General features: G+C 41.8%; 21 protein-coding genes. 11 read left to right on the top strand and 10 right to left on the bottom strand.

Annotated elements, in window-relative coordinates; all coding sequences use genetic code 11:
• Positions 1–19: 19 nt before the first annotated feature.
• The 5 genes from MIC7126_RS0123515 to MIC7126_RS0123495 all read left to right on the top strand — a co-directional run bounded on the left by MIC7126_RS0123515 (position 20) and on the right by MIC7126_RS0123495 (position 3,989).
• Entirely contained in the window at positions 20–1,828 is a 1,809-nt protein-coding gene (locus MIC7126_RS0123515) for an ABC transporter ATP-binding protein (protein ID WP_026100486.1), read from the top strand.
• A gap of 34 nt (positions 1,829–1,862) precedes the next feature.
• Complete coding sequence (gene ccmS / locus MIC7126_RS0123510; RefSeq protein ID WP_017655581.1) at positions 1,863–2,306, top strand: beta-carboxysome assembly chaperone CcmS; 444 nt, start codon at positions 1,863–1,865, stop codon at positions 2,304–2,306.
• A gap of 62 nt (positions 2,307–2,368) precedes the next feature.
• Positions 2,369–2,524, top strand: coding sequence for a hypothetical protein (locus MIC7126_RS30765; protein WP_154655961.1), 156 nt, complete (start codon positions 2,369–2,371; stop codon positions 2,522–2,524).
• A 185-nt stretch (positions 2,525–2,709) separates the two neighbouring features.
• Positions 2,710–3,342 carry a ParA family protein gene (locus tag MIC7126_RS0123500; protein WP_017655580.1) on the top strand — a complete coding sequence of 211 codons (633 nt, stop codon included), beginning with the start codon at positions 2,710–2,712 and terminating at the stop codon, positions 3,340–3,342.
• Positions 3,342–3,989: a hypothetical protein gene (locus MIC7126_RS0123495; RefSeq protein WP_017655579.1), complete on the top strand. Its 648-nt coding sequence runs from the start codon at positions 3,342–3,344 to the stop codon at positions 3,987–3,989. The genes MIC7126_RS0123500 and MIC7126_RS0123495 overlap by 1 nt, the downstream gene beginning before the upstream one ends.
• A gap of 158 nt (positions 3,990–4,147) precedes the next feature.
• Here the strand turns inward: MIC7126_RS0123495 and MIC7126_RS0123490 are convergent, their stop codons facing one another.
• A complete protein-coding gene (locus MIC7126_RS0123490; RefSeq protein WP_017655578.1) occupies positions 4,148–5,053 on the bottom strand; it encodes an alpha/beta fold hydrolase in 906 nt (301 codons plus the stop codon).
• A gap of 289 nt (positions 5,054–5,342) precedes the next feature.
• On the opposite strand from MIC7126_RS0123490, the gene MIC7126_RS0123480 reads away from it, so the two are divergent.
• Together MIC7126_RS0123480 and MIC7126_RS0123475 are read left to right on the top strand one after the other, a co-directional pair.
• On the top strand, positions 5,343–5,936 hold the full coding sequence (locus MIC7126_RS0123480; protein WP_017655576.1) for a DUF1802 family protein: 594 nt from the start codon (positions 5,343–5,345) through the stop codon (positions 5,934–5,936).
• A 368-nt stretch (positions 5,937–6,304) separates the two neighbouring features.
• Positions 6,305–6,586 carry a hypothetical protein gene (locus MIC7126_RS0123475; protein ID WP_017655575.1) on the top strand — a complete coding sequence of 94 codons (282 nt, stop codon included), beginning with the start codon at positions 6,305–6,307 and terminating at the stop codon, positions 6,584–6,586.
• Positions 6,587–6,588: 2 nt separating this feature from the next.
• Here the strand turns inward: MIC7126_RS0123475 and ggt are convergent, their stop codons facing one another.
• From ggt to MIC7126_RS0123430, 9 genes are all read right to left on the bottom strand, one after another.
• The gene (ggt, locus tag MIC7126_RS0123470; protein WP_017655574.1) at positions 6,589–8,319 is read right to left on the bottom strand and encodes a gamma-glutamyltransferase; all 1,731 of its coding nucleotides are present in this window, start codon (positions 8,317–8,319) and stop codon (positions 6,589–6,591) included.
• A gap of 66 nt (positions 8,320–8,385) precedes the next feature.
• Complete coding sequence (gene cruF, locus MIC7126_RS28220) at positions 8,386–9,288, bottom strand: gamma-carotene 1'-hydroxylase CruF (protein ID WP_051050415.1); 903 nt, start codon at positions 9,286–9,288, stop codon at positions 8,386–8,388.
• A gap of 379 nt (positions 9,289–9,667) precedes the next feature.
• Positions 9,668–10,351 (bottom strand): DevA family ABC transporter ATP-binding protein, encoded by a 684-nt coding sequence (locus tag MIC7126_RS0123460; RefSeq protein WP_017655572.1) that lies wholly within the window; start codon positions 10,349–10,351, stop codon positions 9,668–9,670.
• A 68-nt stretch (positions 10,352–10,419) separates the two neighbouring features.
• Positions 10,420–11,643: an ABC transporter permease DevC gene (gene devC / locus MIC7126_RS0123455; RefSeq protein ID WP_017655571.1), complete on the bottom strand. Its 1,224-nt coding sequence runs from the start codon at positions 11,641–11,643 to the stop codon at positions 10,420–10,422.
• 78 nt (positions 11,644–11,721) lie between these two features.
• Positions 11,722–12,891 (bottom strand): HlyD family efflux transporter periplasmic adaptor subunit, encoded by a 1,170-nt coding sequence (locus tag MIC7126_RS0123450; protein WP_026100484.1) that lies wholly within the window; start codon positions 12,889–12,891, stop codon positions 11,722–11,724.
• A 116-nt stretch (positions 12,892–13,007) separates the two neighbouring features.
• A complete protein-coding gene (locus MIC7126_RS0123445; protein WP_017655569.1) occupies positions 13,008–14,711 on the bottom strand; it encodes a hypothetical protein in 1,704 nt (567 codons plus the stop codon).
• A gap of 78 nt (positions 14,712–14,789) precedes the next feature.
• Positions 14,790–16,613 carry an ABC transporter permease subunit gene (locus tag MIC7126_RS0123440; protein WP_017655568.1) on the bottom strand — a complete coding sequence of 608 codons (1,824 nt, stop codon included), beginning with the start codon at positions 16,611–16,613 and terminating at the stop codon, positions 14,790–14,792.
• Positions 16,614–16,658: 45 nt separating this feature from the next.
• Positions 16,659–17,609, bottom strand: coding sequence for an ABC transporter ATP-binding protein (locus MIC7126_RS0123435; protein ID WP_017655567.1), 951 nt, complete (start codon positions 17,607–17,609; stop codon positions 16,659–16,661).
• 256 nt (positions 17,610–17,865) lie between these two features.
• Complete coding sequence (locus MIC7126_RS0123430; RefSeq protein WP_017655566.1) at positions 17,866–18,384, bottom strand: DUF29 family protein; 519 nt, start codon at positions 18,382–18,384, stop codon at positions 17,866–17,868.
• A 250-nt stretch (positions 18,385–18,634) separates the two neighbouring features.
• On the opposite strand from MIC7126_RS0123430, the gene leuB reads away from it, so the two are divergent.
• From leuB to accD, 4 genes are all read left to right on the top strand, one after another.
• Positions 18,635–19,723: a 3-isopropylmalate dehydrogenase gene (leuB, locus tag MIC7126_RS0123425; protein WP_017655565.1), complete on the top strand. Its 1,089-nt coding sequence runs from the start codon at positions 18,635–18,637 to the stop codon at positions 19,721–19,723.
• 89 nt (positions 19,724–19,812) lie between these two features.
• Positions 19,813–20,076 (top strand): hypothetical protein, encoded by a 264-nt coding sequence (locus MIC7126_RS0123420; protein ID WP_017655564.1) that lies wholly within the window; start codon positions 19,813–19,815, stop codon positions 20,074–20,076.
• A gap of 88 nt (positions 20,077–20,164) precedes the next feature.
• Positions 20,165–20,983 (top strand): prepilin peptidase, encoded by an 819-nt coding sequence (locus MIC7126_RS0123415; RefSeq protein WP_017655563.1) that lies wholly within the window; start codon positions 20,165–20,167, stop codon positions 20,981–20,983.
• Between the two features lie 667 nt (positions 20,984–21,650).
• Positions 21,651–22,601, top strand: a complete 951-nt coding sequence (gene accD, locus MIC7126_RS0123410) for an acetyl-CoA carboxylase, carboxyltransferase subunit beta (protein WP_017655562.1) — start codon at positions 21,651–21,653, stop codon at positions 22,599–22,601.
• The last annotated feature ends 34 nt before the right edge of the window (positions 22,602–22,635 follow it).

Below are 22,635 nucleotides of genomic sequence, written 5' to 3'. Positions count from 1 at the left end.
CACGCAACTGTGAACAACTGTGGCTATAGCATCTAAGTCTGATCAGGTATTAAGAAAGCGTCAGCATTTCGTGCATCCCCTCTCTCGCCTACTCAACTATGGACACCAATATCGTCAACAAGTTTGGTTAGCGATCGCTTCTTCCATTCTCAATAAACTGTTCGATTTAGCACCACCTGCATTAATTGGGTTAGCTGTGGATGTGACAGTCAAACAGCAGAATTCTATCATTGCTCAGTGGGGAGTTAAAGATATCTTTGGGCAATTTCTGATCCTAGCGCTGCTGACGGTAATCGTTTGGATTCTGGAATCATTTTTTGAGTACTGCTATCAGGTGCTATGGCGTAACTTGGCACAAAATATTCAACATAACCTCCGGTTGGATGCCTATGAGCATCTGCAAAAGCTGGAATTGGCTTATTTTGAAGAAAACAGCACTGGTGGTTTGATGTCTATCCTCAGTGATGATATTAACCAATTAGAGCGGTTTTTAGATGTGGGAGCAAACGACATTATCCATGTCACCACCTCAGTTGTGGTCATTAGTGGTGTGTTTTTTATTGTGGCTCCTAATATAGCATGGATGGCAATATTACCAATTCCATTTATTGTGTCGGGGGCGATCGCCTTTCAGCAATTACTAGCGCCGCGTTACGCTGAGGTCAGAGAAAAAGTAAGTTTACTGAATGGGAGGTTGTCAAATAATCTCAGTGGGATGATGACAATTAAAAGTTTCACTGCTGAGGAATTTGAACTGGGGCGATTGGAGACGGAAAGTGCTGGTTATCGCCAAAGCAACAGAAAAGCGATCGCCCTCTCCTCTGCTTTTATTCCCTTCATCCGCATGTTTATTTTAGCAGGATTTACAGCCTTGTTACTGTTTGGAGGAATGCAAACAGTCGCCGGTAAAATATCTGTAGGCGCATATAGTTCATTAGTATTTCTAGTCCAAGGTTTATTATGGCCATTAACTCGATTAGGTGGCACTTTTGATTTATATCAAAGGGCGATGGCTTCTACTAATCGAGTTATGGATTTATTAGATACTCCTATTACCATTCATCCAGGAAATATCGCTTTAAGAGTAGATATGGTGCGGGGAGAAATAGAGTTTAAAAATGTTACTTTTGCCTATCGAGAGCGACTACCAGTTATTCAAAATTTATCTCTACGAATTCCCGCAGGGGATACAATCGGTATCGTGGGTGCTACAGGCTCAGGCAAAAGCACTTTAGTTAAACTTTTGTTGCGATTATATGAACTGCAAAATGGCTCTATTACCCTAGATGGCATTGATTTACAAAACTTGTATTTGCGAGATTTGCGACGTTGCATCGGCCTAGTCAGTCAAGATGTCTTTTTATTTCATGGTACAGTGGCAGAAAATATCGGTTATGGTAGCTTTGATGCCCAAGAAACACACATAATTGCAGCCGCAAAAATAGCCGAAGCCCACGAATTTATTATCAATTTGCCCCAAGGTTATGAGACAATTGTCGGCGAAAGAGGGCAAAAATTATCAGGTGGACAAAAACAACGAATTGCGATCGCTCGTGCTGTATTGAAAAATCCGCCAATTCTGATTTTAGATGAGGCTACCTCGGCGGTGGATAATGAAACAGAAGCAGCGATTGGGCGATCGCTCAAACAAATTACAATCAACAGGACAACAATTGCGATCGCTCACCGACTCTCAACCATCCGCCACGCCGATAACATTTATGTCATGGAACATGGACAAATAGTAGAATCAGGTATCCATGAGCAATTGCTAGCACAAGATGGTATTTACGCTAGCCTGTGGCGTGTACAAAGTGGTATAAAATAGTCCTCTCAAAGTAAATTTGCAAATCTCGTTATTTATGATATTTACTACTACCCAACCAGAATCAGCAGATAATCAATGGCGTCGCCAATTAGATAGATTTGTTAAGAAAAATCAGCAAGAATTAGCTGCACTATATTGGGGACTGTGGTTAGAAAATGGCAAAGAACAAGGTGCAATCGGTATCGATTTGCAACCGACTCCACACTTTGTTTATTGTCCCCAAGAGCAGATAGAAAAATTGAATAATCAAGTGGAAAATCGGTTGCAGGAAATATTAGGAATTATTGAAAATCATCAGCCAGAAGTGGAAGTGGTGATGATTGGAATTGGGAAGGGGGAAATTAAGTTAATTCAGTTTGCACCGGAACCATCGCCGCCCGTTTGTTTTGAGCAAGTTGGTCAGGCTGTGGATGGGTTGTTGGAATTGTTGGAAGGGAGGATGAGAGAGGGGATTTTTTTGAATGCAGAGGGGCGCTGAGGGGCGCAAAGAAATTTTGCTGAGTTGAGAGTTTCGATTCGGCTAGGGGAAATCTAGGAAATATGAAGGTTTCTGAAGATTTCCGGGTTTTATGCAGCAACTCAAACACAAAATTACAAATAAGTAAGTATCGAGACAGAGAACATTATGAAAAACTGGCTCGTGAGCAAGGGATTTCTGATGAAATTTTAGCGACAAATTGTCATTCTCAACAGTAACAAATTTGAGAATACTTGATTTTTGAATTTCATGCTTTGATTCAGCAATGCCGAGAAAAGAATGTTTACCATTCCCTATCCCCTATTCCCTATTCCCAATGCCCTATTCCCCATAAAATTGTGATCAAAAGAATATTCGCTACCCAAACCGTTATATTCTTGTAGGGAAGCGTCGGAAGCAATCAGTGGCAAAAATCATCGCTATCCTCAACGGTAAAGGAGGAGTCGGGAAAACGACTACTGCAGTCAACTTGGCTGCAAACTTTGCTAAAGATAAAAAAGTGATTTTGATTGACGCAGATATTCAAGGTTCAGCTAGTTGGTGGTTTGGTCGGGGTGAGAACGATATGGGATTTGATTTATCCCAAGAGACAGATCCGCAACTTTTAGGTAATTTGCCAAAGATAACAGGTTACGATTTAGTAGTGGTGGATACGCCACCGGCGCTACAGTCTGAAGCTTTAGCAAAGGTAATAGCGATCGCAGATTATCTAATTTTACCCACACCCCCAGCTGCAATGGATTTAGCTGTCGTCATTGAAACAGTTAAGAAAGCCGTCGTCCCCGTGGGCGTTCCCCATCGGGTACTGCTAACTAAAGTTGATACGCGCAGTCTGGGGGAAGCACTCGAAGCTCAAAACACTCTCATGCGGTTAGGAATTCCGGCTTGCAAAGCATTTATCCGTGCGTATAAAGCTCACGAACGAGCAGCACTTGAGGGTGTGGCGATTACTCAATGGCGAGGAAAACACGCGCGGGATGCACAGTTAGATTACCGTCGCGTGGCCGATGAACTACAGCATGATTGGAGAAAATAATGGTTAGAAAACGTGTCTCTGTTTCTGAATTAATACAAGAAGAAGCACAGAAATTTACCCCGGCTGAAGATGAATCTACTGTTGATGTTGCTGCTGAGTCTGTTGCAGAAGACAACGCCACAGTCAGTGCTCAAAATCCAGCCCCAACACCAGAGCCAGCCCCTAAACCTAATTTAGATTTAGAAAAAACTGTTAAAGAATTGCAAGCTAATTTAGCACAAGCTCGTCAACAAATTGTAGATTTACAATCATCTCAGTCTGAACAAAAATCTTTATCAGAAAAACTGACAAAGGAACTTAAAGAAACCAAAAAAACTGCTCTGCAATTAGCAGAGTCTAATTCTCAGTTAATCGCGGAAGTCAATTCTTTGCATGAGGAAAAGGAAAGTTTGACTACATCTAATTCTTTGCTGATTGCGGAAATTGATACTTTGAAACAAGAAAAAGAAAGTTTCACTACAGCTAATTCTCATCTCGTCGCTGAAGTTAATGCTTTGAAACAAAAAGAGGAACCCCATAAACCACAAAAACAAACTACATATAGCCCACTCGCTTACAGAAAATCATACGGCACACCTATCAAGGTGATTAAAACTCAATCAGATGAGTCTGAAGATATTTCTTCACAAATGTGGTTACTTGACTAGATTTTAGTGGTTTCTCAGTTACCAGCGATACTCTTTTGGGTATCGCTATGGTTATGGGAGGGATTAGGGAAGAGGGAATGGGGTAGAATTATGTCCTAAACTACTTTTATAGGTTTATTTTTGATTATGTTGTAATGTTCTTGACTAAGGTGATAATTTTAAGGCAGATTCTGCATTTTTTGTGAAAACTCTAAAATGTGTTGAGCAGTGATTTGTGGTGCTTCAAGATGAGGGAGATGACCGCAATCTTCAATCCAAACTAGCTGACTATGGGGAATGGCTCTATTAAACACTTCAGCATCTTTAGTACCCAAAATTTTATCTGTATCGCCCCATAAAATCAGTGTTTGTGGTTTGATTTGTGATAATTGTTGAATATTAAAAGCTTTGTAACCACCGCTTTTTGTGAATGCAATTAAGGCTTGACTCCAACTTGGCATTTGTAGATGTAGTGCGCCGCAATTAAGAGCATCAATAGAAGCGAGGTTTTGATTTTTGTAAGCAGCGCGAGAAATGCGATCGCGTATTTTTAAATTCCGCAAAACTTCTGTCGCTAAATAATCTAGAGGGGGAAACATGAGTTTACTTAGTGGCGAACCCCCTTTCAACCCCGCACTGTCGATTAACACTAGCTTTTGCACTACTTCCGGGTAAGTGAGGGCGAAATCAATGGCCGCTGCTCCTCCCATAGAAGCGCCAACCAAAATCACAGGTTGTTTGATCAGATTTTGCCAAAAATAATAGAGATGGGTTTTAATAACGTTGGGGCTGAATTCTATTTTTGCTAGTCTGTCTGTAAATCCAAAACCTAATAAATCTACTGCCCATGTTTCCTGACTAACTGCTAACAGTGGTAATAAACGACGAAACTCTAATACAGAACTGTCAAAGCCATGAATTAATAAAATCGGTATACCACCGCTACCTTGAGTGACGTAGGTAGTGGTAATTGGTTGATTGGTCACAGGAATAGCGATCGCTTGACTTTGGATATTTTGGGCTATGGCGATCGCATCAGTATCTGTGAGTTGAGCAACAGCCGCAGGTAAAAAACTAGGAAACATAAGCTTTAGTTTACATCAAATCTGTGACAGATAATTCTTTTGTGTACCCACGTTAGCTGATGCTTCGGCTACAATGCATTCATCATCTTCTTTAGAGTCTAGATTTTCAATTTCCACCGAGATTTTTGATTCCTTTGTCAAGTTACTATCACAATAGATGTGGTTTTTGCTCTTAATCTAATCAGTGTCAGCCTTTCGATCACTGTTACTAAATTAATTCATATCCCAGGATAGTTTCATACTTAATCACTGCCAGCGTGAAATTAAATCATAGTTACTGTAAATACTAATGGAATTAACTACAACTTTTCATGCACTCAAAGAATGGGCTGTGGCCGTAAATGCTCTAGAAAGCGGTAACACTATTATGCTACTCCGCAAAGGCGGTATCCATGAACGCAACGGAGGTTTTCAAGTTACCCACAAGCAGATTTTGCTCTACCCTACCTATGAACATCAACAAGATTTTCTGCTGAAAACTGAGTATGCAAATCTTGTTTGCCCGGTAACTTCAGGCTGGCATCCAGAAACAGTTAATATCGGTAGTTGGGCAGAAATTACTGATATTTTGCCAGTTGCTGATGAGTCAATAGTTAACGCCCTGCTACCTTATCATATTTGGAACGAGTTTTTTATTAGCGATCGCCTCAAATGGAAACCGCGTCAGCCGCTGTATATCCTCCTGCTGCGGGTTTACAAACTCACTCAAGTCCAAGAAATTCCCTATCGTTCTGCATATGGTGGTTGCAAATCCTGGATTGATTTAGAACAACCAATTAATATTCAAGCTGCAACCCCGATTTTATCTGATTCTGGCTACTCTCAAATTGTCACAGAAATTCGCCAAATCATTGGCGACAGGTTATATGCACCTTCTTTCTAATGGGGAATGGTACAAGCGTCAGACGAGGTTGGGTAGAACACAGTCAAATCCAACCTACAGATCTGCATACCTGTTAAAAAAATCGTATTCATCGATACATACAATCGCCAAAAACACAAGTAGGATTAGAAAATCTTAAACTGGGCGAAAAAAAGGAATAACTGCGAGCGATCGCGCTTATTCTTTTGATTCTCCATGTCACCTCTGAATTAAGTCCGGATTTTTTCAGTAATTTTGCGACTAATAGGAATATTTAATTCCCGCTTTGATGAAAATATTAGTTCATAAAATTACACCACAGGGGTGAGGCAGCTATTGACAAAATGCTGCCATTATGCAACATAGAGCTAAACGCAAAGGAGTTTACCATGCATCGACAAATGTGCTGGTTATCTAGTTTTGGTAGCGATGGGGAGAAAGTTTTGCATTTGCAAAGCGCACCCAATCAACCTTGGCGTCCGTACACAGCTTTTCCACAATTTAAAGTACCAGATTATAAAGTTCCCGGTGGTTCTAAAGGATGGGCTACCTATCAAAAGCTGATCAAAGCAGGATGGACATTAGTTCCTAGCGCCAGAGCCAATGAGTTTGGTAGTTACTACTCAGAGTCGGTAGGACTGGGAGCTAAAGACCGGGGAATAGATCAGTAAAGCTAGAAATTGCTCATGGGTGCGCCGCCGCCACGAGGATCGGCGGCTGCTTCTAGAGTACCATCTGCATTGAGTGCGATCGCATTGGCATTACCCCAAGGAGTTGTTTCCTTGATTTGGTGTCCGCGACGGCGTAAATCTGCCAACGTCAGCGCATCCAAACCCCAAGGTTCCACTCGCAACTCATCAGGGAGCCACTGGTGATGTATGCGTGGAGCAGACACAGCCGCGCCAGCATCCATGTTGTATTCCAAGATATTCAAAACAATTTGCAATACCTGGGTGATGATCGTACTCCCACCGGCGGCACCAGTTGCCAAACGTAAGCGATTGTTTTGGGTGACAATTGTCGGAGTCATACTCGATAAAGGGGTTTTGCGAGGGGCGATCGCATTAGCGGCGTTTCCCACCAACCCAAAAGCATTGGGTACACCCGGCGCAATTGCAAAATCATCCATCTCATTATTGAGAACAATTCCTGTTCTTGGCGTCACCACCCCCGCACCAAAACCCAGGTTAATTGTAAACGTCAAACTCACAGCGTTGCGTTGCTCATCCACAACTGTGAGATGGCTGGTTTCTGGAGATTCGGATTGATGAGACGAAAATTGCTGTAGTGTTTTTTCGTCCACAGGCTTGACTTGGGTAGAAGGTCTAGCGATTTCCAGATTGATTTGTTGACGGCGTTGTTTGGCGTATGCAGAACTGAGAAGCTGTTGTACAGGGACTTTGACAAAATCTGGATCGCCTAAATATTGAGAGCGATCGCTATAGGCAATCTTCATCGCCTCTGCTAATAAGTGTAAAGCTTTGGGGTGATGCCATCCCCAAGTTTTTAAATCAGCGTCACCAATTATGTTTAAAATCTGCAATAGGTGAACACCGCCTGATGATGGTGGTGGCATAGAGCAGATTTGCGCTTGGCGGAAATTGCCACATACAGGAGTCCGCCAAATTGGTTTATAGGCTTTCAAGTCTTCTAGAGTAATTAAACCACCGTTTTTAGACATATCAGCAGCGATCGCCTGAGCTATACTGCCTGTATAAAAACTTTGGGGATTTTGGGCGATACTTTTTAAAGTCTTCGCCAAATCGCGCTGCACCAACCTTTCCCCTGGCTGATAAAATTTACCATTGCGAGTAAAAATTTCCCGTGCCGCCGGATTATTGAACATGAAGCGCTGACGTCTCAACCCAGATGGCACATGATTAATCATAAAACCATTTTCAGCCAGAGCGATCGCTTTTTTCACCACCTGCAACCAAGGCAGTTTACCATAGCGACGGTGCACCTCATACAATCCCGCCACAGTTCCTGGTGTCGCCACTGCTAAATAACCTTGAGTACTTGCATTGGGACGCACCTTACCCTGTGCATCTAAATACATATCTCTTCTCGCCTTCAGCGGTGCGCGTTCCCGGAAATCTAGCGCTTGGATTTTACCAGTCTTTTGTGAATACATTAACAAAAACCCACCGCCACCAATTCCTGCCGAAAAAGGCTCCACCACAGAAATTGCGAAAGTTGTCGCCACAGCCGCATCAACCGCATTCCCACCCTGACGCAACATAGCAACTCCCGCCTCACTGGCGAGGGGATGGGCCGAAACAACCATCCCTTTTTTGCTGCGAAGAGGTGGGGTGAAAGCTGCTGATGCCACATAAGAGTGGAGTAGAATACTCAGAGAAAAAATAGCGATCGCCACTCGCCCAGGTTTAGTCACAATCTGCATTTGTGTGCAATTTTGTTGAATATTTCCTAGGCTACAGCTTAAAGGTGAAAGAGCGATCGCACTATTTTATTTAAAAGCGAGGGAAGATGGGCTAGTTTTCTCTTTTGATTCGGCTCGCACTGTTGCAGCTATCCACCACAAAATTAAAGCAGGAACGACACCAAAAACAACGCTTAACCCTACGGGAATTCCTAACCCTGCACTAATTACGGTAATTACAGAACTAAAAGCAACATTACCTACGTAAACAGCTAGAAGAAATCCTGACTCTTGAGGTGATAAGACAATCGGTGTTTTCTGCCAAAACAATGCAGCTACTGTCATAAACACGCAACCAGTGCCGATCCAACCTAAAAAGTTGCGGTATGGTGTGCCAAAAAACGAGCCTACTTCTCCAAAGTGCCAAAAGGGATAAAAGCTTTGGCTCATTGCTGGATCGAGAGCAAAGTCCCAAGATGTTAGGAGTGCTGCGCCGATGACAACGCCCAAGATTAACCGCAAAAAGCCAATGGGACTTCCAGGTTTAACACTAGCATCAACTGCAGTCCGAGCCAGCAGATAGCATGTGAATCCCATGTAGAACCAAGAAAGAGGAACGGTGAAGGGGACAAGTCCTGCGACTTTGTAGCCTAAGCCACTTAAGTAGCCATACTCTCCAAAGGGAAAGCCAGTACTAGTACCGAGTAACTCGCTACCCAATGATAAAACAACAGCCGGGATCATAAATGTTAGCCATTGCCGCAGTCCCAATATTCTGTAAGCAAAAATCGCTACAGCTACTGTTCCCAGAAGGATGTTCATGACCCCACCACTAGACATTGACAGGGCGAACGCCTTCTGTCCCAGTGTTCCTAAACCTTCTAGTCGTTCTGGATGGGGTAGGAATATCAGTAGCCCCGCTAGCCCAAAAACGAATGAAAAAACATGACTGACAAGGAAAAAGCGCTGTAGATTAAGAAGTTGCTTCATAAGAAACCTTAACACAATGGAAATCCTAGTGTATTTTAACTAGGAGACAGCCGTATCCTTTGGGAGGTACGGTTCAAACTCTTGTAAGCATGAGTATGCTCAACTACTTAATAATTTACAAATATTTACGAACAATTTCTAGTTAAATCTATTACTTTTCCAACCTGAACCTAATATCGTATTTCTTGTTTTATGATGGTACGCTTGCTTGAGGTTGGGGGGTTGGGGGCTAGGAACTAGGGGCTAGCTAGGATCTACCTCGTGTAATTGGGTGTTTGAGAATATTTTTACCTGTTGTCAGCAATCAGGTCAAGATTGGTGAAATTAGATTTGTCGAGCAGGACAAAAGGCGATCGCCTCTACTCGACTGGTAGATGTTTTATCCATCCTGTAAGCGCCCGTCTTCCATATGAATGATGCGGTCAGCAATGTCGAGAATGCGGGAATCGTGAGTTACCAGCAGCACAGCACAACCTTCTTCTTGAGCCAGACGCTGAATAATATCAACCACATCCCGCCCAGTTTTACTATCCAGTGAAGAGGTGGGTTCATCAGCTAATACTAATTTAGGTTGAGCCACCAAAGCACGAGCGATCGCTACCCGTTGCTTTTGTCCTCCAGATAACTTGTCTGGATAATAATCAAGGCGATCGCCCAAACCCACTGCATCCAAAATAGCTGCGGCGCGTTGGCGATACTCGCGTTGAGGAATTTCTGGATGTAATTTTAAAGACATCCGTACATTACCATAAGCCGTGAGACATTTAAGCAAATTGTGATGTTGAAAGATAAAGCCGATTTGATTCCGCACCTTAGTTAACTGACTTTTCTGACAACCCCGCAATTCTTGATTGAGAATTTTCAGACTACCCTCTTGCACAGATCGTAATCCACCAATCAGCGTTAATAATGTTGTCTTACCGCCGCCAGAAGGGCCAGTCATAATAATAATTTCCCCAGCATTAATTTCTAAGTTAATCTGAAAAAGAACTTGCTTGCAAAGTTGACCACGACCGAAATAATGGTCAAGATTGTTGATAGAAATAACTGGCAAATCTGGCATATAATATTCATTTAATTTTTTTTAAAAAATTAAATCTGAATCATTTAAATATGTTTTAATTAGGAATTTTAAAATACATCTGCCGGGTCAGCAGCGCGTAATTTAGTAGTAGCGATCGCACCGGAAACACTACACATAATAATTGTTAATAAAAAGACTTGAAGTGCGACACTTGCTTTCATTACTAAAGGAATGCGAGTGAGCGTCAGTAGTAAATTATAGATACCTAACGATGCAAAAAATCCGGGAACAAATCCCATCACACCGAGAATAATTGCCTCTTGGAGAACTACAAATAACAGAGAGCGATCGGCGTAACCCATAGCTTTGAGAGTAGCGTATTCTGAGAGGTGTTCACTAACATCAGCATAAAGAACTTGATAAAGAATGATTACCCCCACAACAAAGCCAACAATTGTCCCAAATTTCAGGATAATTCCCTCTGGTTCCGAACTATAAAACGTCTGCTCGCGGGCAATAAATTCTTTATGAGTAAACACTGCCACATCTGAGGTAAGATGCTGTCGCAAGCGAGCTTGAACTGTGGCAATATTTGCGCCTTTTTCTAAATTTATTACACCAATTCGCACAGAATCAAGGCTATTTTGTCCAAATCGTTGAGCATAATTCCAATCACTAATAATCACATTCCCTTTATCATTAAGAGTACTACCCATGTTGAACAGACCTACTACATGAGTGCGGCGGTTTTCCATCAGAGTTGTCACCTCTTGGCGCTCAGTCAACAACTTGGGAATATCTCCCAAAGAAGGTTGGGAGAGGCGGTCAAAAAGTACTGCATCTGGCGCTGTTAATTTGCCTAATTGTTGTTGTACTTCAGGTAATTTCATCACTCCAGGTTGAGCCGGATTGAAAGCAATAATTCTCACTTCATTTCCAAAGAAACCTCTAGTTTTTTGTTGCGGTGATTGGGAATTATTTGCTGAAGATAACTGATGGGGATTCACCCAATTTCCCCGATTCAAATAAACAGGATTAACACCAGCTACACCATTAACTGCAGCGGCTTGATACAGGTAAGCGCGAGGAAAAGAAATCCTAAATAATAAACTAGGGCTTAATGAAGATACTAATAATAACTCTCCGCCTAAACTTTCGTGCAGCTTAGTTGTACCGTCCGTCAACATGGCGAGGAGTCCTAACTGCGTAAACATCAAAATATTGGCAAAACACACCCCTGTTGTCGCTACAGCTAAACGCACTTTTTTGTAAGATAACTGTGACCAAGCTAAGGGTGTTTCTAAATAAAATTTGAGTGAGGAAAATTTCATGATCAGAAGTGGGGAGGTGGTGGAGAAATACGGTTCGGTTAAGGTTTTTGCTGATAATTCTCAATCACGGTTCTCGCCTTATTTCCTCATAACATCAATTTTGACTCGCACTTGCATTCCAGTGAAAGCGGCTACTTTGGGGCTATCTTTTGGATCAATACGGATTTTGACTTCCACGACTCGCGCATTGACATCGTTAGTTGGGTTATTTTGGTCTTGATTCAGACGAGTTTTACCGATTTGCAAACCAATATGAGCAATTTTGCCTTTAATTTCGCCTTTAAAACCGCCATATTCGCTGTTGATCGTGGCTTCTTGTCCTAAGCGCACTTTGACGATATCAGTTTCATAAACTTCGGTGAGTGCATACATCTGTTTTGTCTGACCTAATTCTGCAATTCCTTGTTGAGTGTTGACCTGTTCCCCTACACGAGTATTAATCCGCAAAATTTGTCCAGCGATGGGAACTCTCACCTGTTTATCTTCTAATTCTGCCCTAGCGCGTTCCACCTGGATTTGGGCTTGCTGTAATTCAGCCTTTGCAATTTCCACATCCACAGGACGCACCTCTTGTAATCGCTTCAGATTTGCCTTTTCTTTAACAAGTTGTGCTTCTAAGGTGGATGTAGTGTTGTCTAACTCGGCTTGATTTTGCAAAAGAACTGCTTGCGTTTTGTCGAATTCCTCTTGAGCATCATCTAACTCAGAATGTTTAATCGCTCCTTCTGCAGCTAAAGTTAAATAACGCTCATATTTCAACCGAGCATTACGAATAGTGGCTTGAGTTTGGGTAATAGTGGCTTGTCTTTGTTTAGTTTCAGTTCGCAACCTTGCGTCTAATTCTGCAATAGTCGCACGTTGAGCCACAACCTCTCCCTGTTTGAAATCTCCTTGCTGAATTTTGAGTAACTGCGATCGCTTAATTGCTACATTAGCCTGAGCATCTCGCAGTTGTTGTTCAGCTTTATTTTGTCCCTGAAGAATAGCGATTACCTGATTTGCTTTGACAAAATCCCCTTCTTTTACCAAAATTTGGTTAACACGGCTATCTTGGGCGTTTACCACAGAAATTTTAATTACATCCCCATCGGGAATTAACCTTCCCAAAGCGACAATCCGAGTCGCAGCAACCTCACTAACTACAGGTGCATCAACAGGCTGATTCTGTGCTTGGATGGAACTACAAGCAACAGTAAAAAAGCTGAGGATTGCTGTACAAGTCACCACACCCCGCAGAGACATAACCATAGATTTTGGCAGATATTTTGATGTTTGCGTCAAGCCCTAAACATATTCACAATATCAAAGGGCGACGCCAGAAAAATGTAGACTTTCTCTGTATCTGGTGAGTTCCCACATCAAAATTAGCTCTCCGACTTTTGGGAAAAGTGGGAAGTCTGAGAGGATAGAGCTTTAGTTGCAGATTCGCCAATTTTTCTCAACCTGCGTGTTAATTGGAATATTAATAATCCAGAAACAGTCCAATAACTAAAAATCGCCGTTAATAATGTCATCGCTGACAAAGATTTCCCTTCAGGTGACATGACTGAAATTGGTGCAACTATGGAAAATAACCACAAAAAAGAGTTGTTACTAGAGTAAGAATAAAACATCGCTGCAATAATCAGCGGTAATATAATTGCAGCACTCACAACACCAGCAGCCCAAAATACGCGATTTTGATTTTTAATCAACAATACAAGTTGTGTTAAAGCTGCATAAAGTATGATGAGACTCGCTCCTAAAACCAAAGTTGGAATTATAGAAAGTTTCTGAGTAAAGCTAACGTGGGAGAGCAAAGTTAACAAGCTCAAAGCCAGAAGAGGAATCATCATGTTAATAGCGATCGCTAATAATCCTGGACTTTTTTCACTCCATATTAAATCCTGAATTAAGCTTCCATAACCATGCTTTTGTGCAGCATAGATTCTTCTATAGCGCGCCCAATCTTGTAGAGTTTGGCGATGAGGATTAAGAGCCGCAATTAGATATAAAAACAGCCCAAAATATAAAAACAACAAGCAAGCAATATTTTCAGACAACAGATATTTTGTAGGAGAATTTTCCCACACCAATTTTTGCCAATTTGCACAACCTATGGTGATAAATACAAAACCAGATGTTAACAAATAGCTCTGCCGCTTGCTTAAAATATTAGCATGGCTATCAATAAAACAACGCTGCAAAGATTGCCAAATCCCATATATTCCCAGCATATTCACCAAGAGACTAAATCCCATGATGGTGAAAAAATTTTCTCCTACAGGAAAAGCAAACCAATGAAAATTATCAAATCCAAATTTAACTTGGGGAATCAAGTTTGCTGGGTTAAATAACCTGAGAATGACTAGCGGATACTCATTTGGTATTTCCTGAAAGAATAAATTGTGAGTTACAGAGATAAACACCAAAACTACACCACTTCCCAACCAAGGTTGAAACCCACCAAGCCAAGAACCAACTAAGCCAAATAATAGAGCAGCACTATAATAAAAAACACTGGTGATACCAAGCACTGCATAGAAAGTGAAAATCGAAACTAGGGGAATGTTCGCAGCCAATCCTGACCATAAATGCAAAGGAATTGTCAGGATGATGACAAGATAAAGTAATATGGGAACCCCTAAAATTTTACCTAATAAAATACTTTGAGATGATTGCGGACTCAGACGAATAAAATTCAGTGTTCCCCGCTTTTGTTCATTGGCTAAGTCGCTAATTAGCAAATAACAGCCAGCGACTAAAAGCGTAAAGCACACAATAGAACTCAGCGATATAAATATATCCTGTGCCCACAATTCCCAGTTGATGATCACATGATCAAATGCATCTCTCAAACAAGTGTAATAACCATATTTTTCTGCTCCTGTGCAATATTTATGAGTAAACCCATTAGAAATTAAGTCACTAATTGGTAGCTGGATTTGGAAATTAGTAAAAAGCAGAAATTGACCAAACACAGAGATAGCTATTGCTAATAGTATATTCCGTGGTTGCAAGCGTCCTTTGAGTTCCCTTAATAATTGGGGATTTCTATCACCTATTTGATTAAACAAGTTAAATTGCATAGGTAAAAACCTCTAAAAAATAGATAGGGTTAGGAATTATGTTTCCTAAACCCTATAAAGTTGATATTTTGTACTGATTTAGCGCCCTGATAACAGTGCTTTTGTGCTAGATTCACCAGCTAATTTTACTTGCTTCGTCAGTTGGAAGTTTAACAAAGCAATGACGGTGAATTCAGCGAGAATAGCCATAAAAATTGTTGTTTGACTGGCGTAGTTGATTGCTGGCCAGGGAAAGGTGGAAAATATCCATAATTTCGCATCTTCCCCAGGTTGGATACTCAAAAATTGCAAAATCGTCGGTGGAAGTAAGATTGCTGAACCTATGATACCAATTGCCCACAAAGAACGGCGGCGATTTTTCATTAACAGAGTCAACTGTGCTGTGGTGGCGTAAATCATCATCATGGTGATGAACAAAACCATACCCAAAACTGCTTTTTTGTGGTTAAAATGACCGAGATTATCTAACAGAATCCAAGCTACTAATGGAATTGTAGCCATGATTAAATTAATCGCGATCGCTACTATCGCCGGACTCTTTTCATCCCACAGCAAATCTTGCCACAAAGATTGGATCTGAGAACTGCGACGATGGGTGGGATTTTCATGTCGATATCTCGCCCAATCTTGGATAATTTGGCGATGGGGAGTCAGCATGGCTATCAAAGCCAGAATTAGCAGAAAATTGATAAATCCCAGACTATATATATTGACTCCAGGCTCATTTTTACCCAAAGTATGCAGGGAAAATCCCAAAATAAACACTTGGCTACAAGCTACTAATAAATAACTTTGTCCTTTGCTAAAAATGGTAAAATTTGCGTTGCGAAAGCGGCGTTTTAATGCTTGCCAAATCCAGTAACTACACAAGGCATAATTCACTAAATAGAAACCCGTGATAGTGACAACACTTTTACCTATTGGGAAGTAGAAAAATTGCACATCTTTCAGTGGGGAACCTCTGTAGACGCGGAATAAGTTGGGGAAAAAATAATTGGTAATATCCCAAGGAGCAAACAATCTCAAAGATGAAAAAGGATTATCTAAATACAGCCCAGAATTTGAAGCTGTAAATAGAGTAACGAATAGGAAGAGTAACACAGCACCGCTACCCAACCAAGGTTGAAAACCACCAGCCCAACGATTAACTAAACTAAATAGTAGCGCTGCACTGTAGAATAAAAAGCAACAACCAGCCAGAACAACATAGAAGCTGAGGATATAGCTGAAAGCAATTTTTGCTCCACGTCCAGACCATAAATGCAAAGGAATTGCTGTGAGGGTAAAAAGATAAATTATCACCGGTACGCCTAAAAGTTTTCCAGTCAAAATACTAGTTTCCGACTGGGGACTGAGGCGAATAAAATTCAGCGTACCGCGACTTTCTTCTTTGGCTAAATCATTGATGAGCAAATAAGTTCCCGCAACTAATAGTGTGAAAATAAAAATCACACTAAATGACAAGAATATATATTCATAATGGTCACGCCACCATAGCTGAATATTCATTTCATTGCTGGGGCAAAAATTCTTTTCCAGATATTTTTGTAAATTGGTAATTTTTCTACCAGCTTGAATAATTTGAGAATTCAAATCAGCAGCAAGCACTGAGTCTAACGGTTTGATTTTTTTGACATTATTTAACTGCTGGTAGAGCAAGTCTTGCTGTTTATAAAGTTGCGTTTGCTGGTCGTTATAACTTTGAGCTAGCCGACAGTAGGAACCTGTGAGGGGATATTTATCGCTAGGATAATCTCGCAATTGATAAAGAAAAACAACTATCTGCAGCAGCAGAGAAGAAGCAGCAGCGATCGCTACATGAAAAACTCGCAACCTTCCTTTCAATTCCCGTAATAATTGCGGGTTCCAATCACCAATTTTATCTATTAGATTGAGCGCCATAGAAAATCCTAAATTTAGAAGCAGAAAATCACCAATTTTGAGCAATTAAGATGCTTGTTTATGACCTAATTTTAAGAAAATAGTTTCTAGGTCTTCTTGAGTGCAATGGAAACTGGTTAAAGGTATACCATCTGCAACAAGCGATCGCAATAATTCCGCACAGTCTTCTTGATTACCAGAAAAATTAACTCGCAGGCTATTTGTACCTGTAATTACCTCACAGCCTTCGACTAAATGATGATTTTTTAATTTACCTGAAAGCGCCTCCATATTACCTAGAGTTGATAACACAATTTGCTGGCGAGAAAGGCGCTGATAAAGTTGTTGTAGTGATGTACTTTCTACCAGAAAACCTAATTCCATAATCCCTACAGAAGTACACAATTCTGCTAAATCACTCAGGACATGAGAAGAAATTAATATCGTCATTCCCGCTTCTTGCAAAGCTTTAATGATTTCCCGAAACTGCATCCTAGCAATGGGATCTAATCCAGAAACCGGTTCATCCAACAATAATAAAATCGGTTCGTGGATGATAGTTCTCGCTAAACTCAAGCGTTGTTTCATCCCCCGTGACAGGGTAGAAATCATGCTGTTGCGCTTATTTCCTAGTTGTATCAGTTCTAACACCTCATGCAGACGCTGGGTGCGGCGCGGTTCCCGCAAGCGATACAACCGGGCAAAATAATCTAAGTAGTCCCAAACTGTTAAATCTTCATATAGGGGATAGTCATCAGGTAAGTAGCCAAGACGACGCTTGAGGGTAGGATTACTCTTGTCACGACGTAGGCGATCGCCATTAATATAAATCTCACCCGTAGTTGGTTCTTCAGCAGCAGCCAACATCCGAATCAGAGTAGTTTTACCTGCTCCATTGGGGCCGATGAGTCCGTATACTTCACCCGTAGCGATTTCTAACTCCACATCGTTCACAGCGACATGTCGGTCAAATTGCTTAGTCAATCCACGGGTACTAATTGCTAATTCTTTTACCATAGCGGCTGAGTGCGGCTGTTAATTAACACTAACGTAGCTCGTGAATACAGCCTTTGACAGCCTCGTTACGGAAATGGAAACTGGTTTTATGTAAAGTTTATTTGCGGAATAGAGATTATTTTTAACTGTTTAATAGTAGTATTTTATACTCAAAACTGCGGCAATAGGTAAAAGCAGGAGCCATCCACCAAGTAAGGGCATACCGCTTTTAGCGTTCCCGCAGGGTACGGTTGTTCGCCCCTACAATATATAATGTTCATTTCCTATTGATCCAATCTTCCCCACCAGGTAACTGCATTAAAACTTGCGCTACAGCCCCAGCCAATTCCTTAGATGAATGAGAATATGTCAAATTCAAAAACCTTAATGCAGTTGCAATTAGCTGAGTTCTATTAACAACTTCTGCAAGTTGAAATTGACTGTAATTACCATTTAAAACTTCTTCGCTTGCCTCAGCTATAGCATCTTCAATCACTTCCTCCTCTATCAAAGTCTCCCATTCATCTTCATTGATATAGTAAGATTTTTTATTGTCTTTGAGATTTAGCTTTTTAATTTCTCGAATAGAATTACGAATAGAATTTACCCAAGAACCAGTTAATCGCTGTTCTACTTGATTTTTAATCAAATGAATCAAAAGAATATTTAAATAAGATTGAATATTACGCAAAATAGCTTGTCTACTCATCCCCTCTAACTCATCCACAATTGCCAAAGCATCCGCATATCTTCCTTCCTGGATACTATTTCTAAGGTCTATCAATTCTTGTGTCATCTGTATTGCCTGCAAGCATGAATGATGTTAATTTCAATTTAACACTTGGTATTTCCCTTCTTCGAGCAGTGAAGCCGACTTCAGTATCCACCATTGGCTATGTGAGCTAATCTAAACAAAATCTTGCTTGCGAAATAGACAAGCAACATCTAAATAAATTAAACACTCCATAGGCACCTTTGCTAGGTATGATATTTATTCTGTGAACATTTGTGCACGATTCCAAATCTACTAGCGTAAAAAACCAGCTATGACCCAGAACTACCGCATTACCCTACTCCCCGGCGATGGTATTGGCCCTGAAATTATGGCCGTGGCGGTAGATGTGCTCAATGTTGTCGGGAAACAATTTGATCTTGAGTTTGAGTTTTCAGAAGCTTTAATTGGTGGTGTGGCGATTGACGCTACAGGTGAGCCGCTACCATCTGCTACTCTGGATACGTGCCGCAACAGTGATGCCGTCTTACTCGCTGCTATTGGTGGTTACAAGTGGGATTCTCTACCATCCCACCAACGCCCAGAAGCAGGTTTGCTAGGGTTGCGCGCGGGTTTGGGATTGTTTGCAAATTTGCGCCCAGCGAAAATTTTGCCCCAGCTAATTGATGCTTCCACTTTGAAGCGGGAAGTAGTGGAAGGGGTGGATATTATGGTGGTGCGGGAACTGACGGGGGGGATTTATTTCGGTAAACCCAAGGGAATTTTTGCTACCGAAACAGGGGAAAAACGCGGTGTAAATACGATGGTTTACGCTGAATCTGAAATTGACAGAATTGGACGGGTGGCTTTCGAGGCGGCGCGGAAACGGGGCGGTAAGCTTTGTTCGGTGGATAAGGCGAATGTATTAGAAGTATCTCAACTGTGGCGCGATCGCATCACCAAACTTTCTTCAGAATATCCCGATATTGAATTATCTCACTTATATGTAGATAACGCGGCGATGCAATTGGTACGCGCTCCCAAGCAATTCGATACCATTGTCACAGGTAATTTGTTTGGTGATATCCTCTCCGATGCAGCGGCGATGCTCACAGGTAGTATTGGGATGTTACCTTCGGCGAGTTTGGGCGCTACGGGGCCTGGTGTATTTGAACCAGTCCACGGTTCCGCTCCAGATATCGCTGGACAAGATAAAGCTAACCCCCTCGCCCAGGTTTTGAGTGCAGCAATGATGCTCCGCTATGGCTTAAACCAACCAGTTGCGGCTGATAAAATTGAACAAGCTGTATTCCAAGTTTTAGAGCAGGGCGATCGCACAGGTGATATCATTTCTTCAGGAAAGAATCTCCTCGGTTGTCGTGCTATGGGCGACGCACTCATGCAAGCTTTAGCAGAAAAATAATTTTCTCTCACTCGTCGTACCATTTTGGCAACCTTTGCTGAATCTTTCAGATAAACTAGAGAAAAATTTAGCAAGCAAGTAGCAGTATAGTGCAAGCTTTACGACAACACGCCACAGCCAACTTTACTACTCCTAAAAACCAGTCACCTTTGATTGACCCTGCTGTCATCAGAGCGGCTGGTAAAATCTACTACACCTATTGTGAAGTCCATCCCGAAATCATGGGACACGCGTCAGGGGTAGCAATTAATCGCTCGACTCATCGCGGTAAGGTGATTTTTACCAACCAGCCAGTCCTCTTACCCCAAGAATGTTTTGTGCCGATGAGTCAAATTGAGTCACACGTCTATTAATTCAGCGTCAAGTGTCATGAGTCGCAAACCCTCGACAATCAGTGAAAAATCAACGACAAATGACAAATGACTATTGACTAACGACTAAATGGACGTTTTCTTAATTATACCGGCGAGTGCGATCGCCTTCGCCCTAGGTGCATCTATCGGCAGCTTTATCAATGTTGTAGTTTATCGGCTACCCGCTGGGTTGTCGATTCTTTGGCCTCCTTCCCGTTGTCCCCACTGTCTCAACCAGTTAAAAGCCCACGACAATGTACCAGTGTTGGGTTGGTTGCGTTTACGAGGAAGGTGTCGTTTTTGTAAAAGTCAAATTTCTGCCCGTTATCCTGTGGTAGAAGCGTTAACGGGTTTCGTATTTTTACTCATATTTATATTATTTAAAGTTTCGATTTTAACAATGGGTTACTGGGCTTTTTGTAGCTGGTTATTGGCGCTATCACTGATTGATTTAGACACCATGACCTTACCCAATTCACTGACACAATCAGGGTTAATTTTGGGAATCGTTTTTCAAATGTTTGCGGGTTTTTTTGTTCAAGGTAGTACCACAGAATTAATTCAACATTTAATGACAGCGATAGTGGGCGCGGTATTGGGCTTATGGTTATTTGATGCGATCGCCCTCATTGGTGCTATCGTCCTACGTAAAACCGCAATGGGCGCAGGAGACGCTAAATTAGCCGCGATGATGGGGGCTTGGTTGGGTTGGCAAAATTTATTGTTGGCGAGTTTTATTGCCTGTGCTGTGGGAGTATTAATAGGTAGTGTGATGATCTGCAATCCCAGAAAACAAGGGCACAAGATACCTTTTGGGCCGTTTTTGGCTTTAGGATCAGCGATCGCTCTCTTTACTGGTGACGCTATTTTGTCTACCTATTTGCGGTTATTCTTACCAGGAAGTTGAAAAAACTTGTATATTCGGCCTTTCATCGATTTGTAATGGTTGCTTGATTTACGCCGTCGCATACTAGCTTGTTCCCTAGTCCCTATTCCCTATTCCCTGTTCCCTCTTAAACATACAAATTGAAAATTGAAAAATATCCTTTTATTACTTTTTTTATCAGACCATTAATTTATCATAAGAAGTCTCTCACCCTCATGACTGTAATTATCATTACGCCATCGGCGTTGGAGATTTTGGTAATATCAACCTGTAACTGGGAACACCTTCTCGACACGCTGAATGTTCATCACCTAGCAACGTGAATTCTTGATTTGCGAGCAAGAAATCTTCACCAAACACCTAGGAGAATAGCACCCTGTTGGCGAGTTAGGATTTTAAAGGCTTTGCCAGTACTTTTACAACACCAAATGTACAAAAGACTTGTATTGGCATCAGCATTTTCGTTAAGCTGACAACCAAAGATGCAAAATAATGTCTCAATTGATTTAGAAACATAATTTGACAATTTAGTCAACAGGTTAAGACCGGAACTGGGAACTAGGGACTAGGGACTAGAGACTGGGAACTAGGAATAAGTGCAAAATTCTCCACGCCCAACGTCCTATTCCCCAACACCCCACACCCCCTAACCTGTTTTCCACCTCATCCCTCCTTGAATAAAATAAATATGGCAAACAACGAAGAATCACGCGGTTTAAAGTCTCTGTTAGATTGGTTTGCAAATCGTCGCAAAACAGGGAACAACCACCCAGAACCCCAAGAAAGAGAAATTGCTGATGGGCTATGGCATAAGTGCCCTAAATGTGGTGTATTGACCTATACAAAAGACCTGCGAGCCAATCACATGGTTTGTGTGGAATGTGGACATCATAATCGGGTAGATAGTGACGAACGTATCCGCCAATTGATAGATCATAATACTTGGCAACCGATGGATGAGAATCTGCATCCTACTGATCCGTTGCAGTTCCGCGATCGCAAATCTTATAGCGATCGCCTGCGGGAAACACAAGATAAAATCGGTTTAATCGATGCTGTCAAAACTGGCTTGGGTCAAATTAACGGTTTACCCGTAGCCCTGGGAGTCATGGATTTCCGGTTTATGGGTGGTAGCATGGGTTCAGTGGTAGGTGAAAAACTCACCCGCATGATTGAGCAAGCTACTCAACGGCGCTACTCAGTATTGATTGTCTGCACATCCGGGGGCGCGAGAATGCAAGAAGGAATGCTCTCGTTGATGCAAATGGCGAAAATATCCGCAGCACTAGAACGCCACCGCCAAGAGCGACTATTATATATTCCTATTTTGACCAACCCCACCACAGGCGGCGTTACCGCCAGCTTTGCCATGTTGGGTGATATTATTCTCGCAGAACCCAAAGCAACCATCGGTTTTGCAGGTCGGCGAGTGATTGAGCAGACCCTCAGAGAAAAACTACCGGAAGATTTTCAAAGCGCTGAAGATTTACTCAAACACGGTTTTGTGGACGATATTGTCCCCCGTACTCAGTTAAAGAACACCATTACCCAGTTGATCGCCCTACACCAGCCTTTACCAACCACACCCCACATGGTTTTATGGGAAACAATGAGCTTTAGTTCCACTGCAGCGGAATAAGAATGTGAGAGGGATGAGGTGGATGAGAGATAAT

Origin of the sequence: Fortiea contorta PCC 7126 (genome assembly GCF_000332295.1) — a bacterium.
GTDB classification, from domain to species: domain Bacteria; phylum Cyanobacteriota; class Cyanobacteriia; order Cyanobacteriales; family Nostocaceae; genus Fortiea; species Fortiea contorta.
This window is presented reverse-complemented; position numbering and strand designations above follow the sequence as displayed.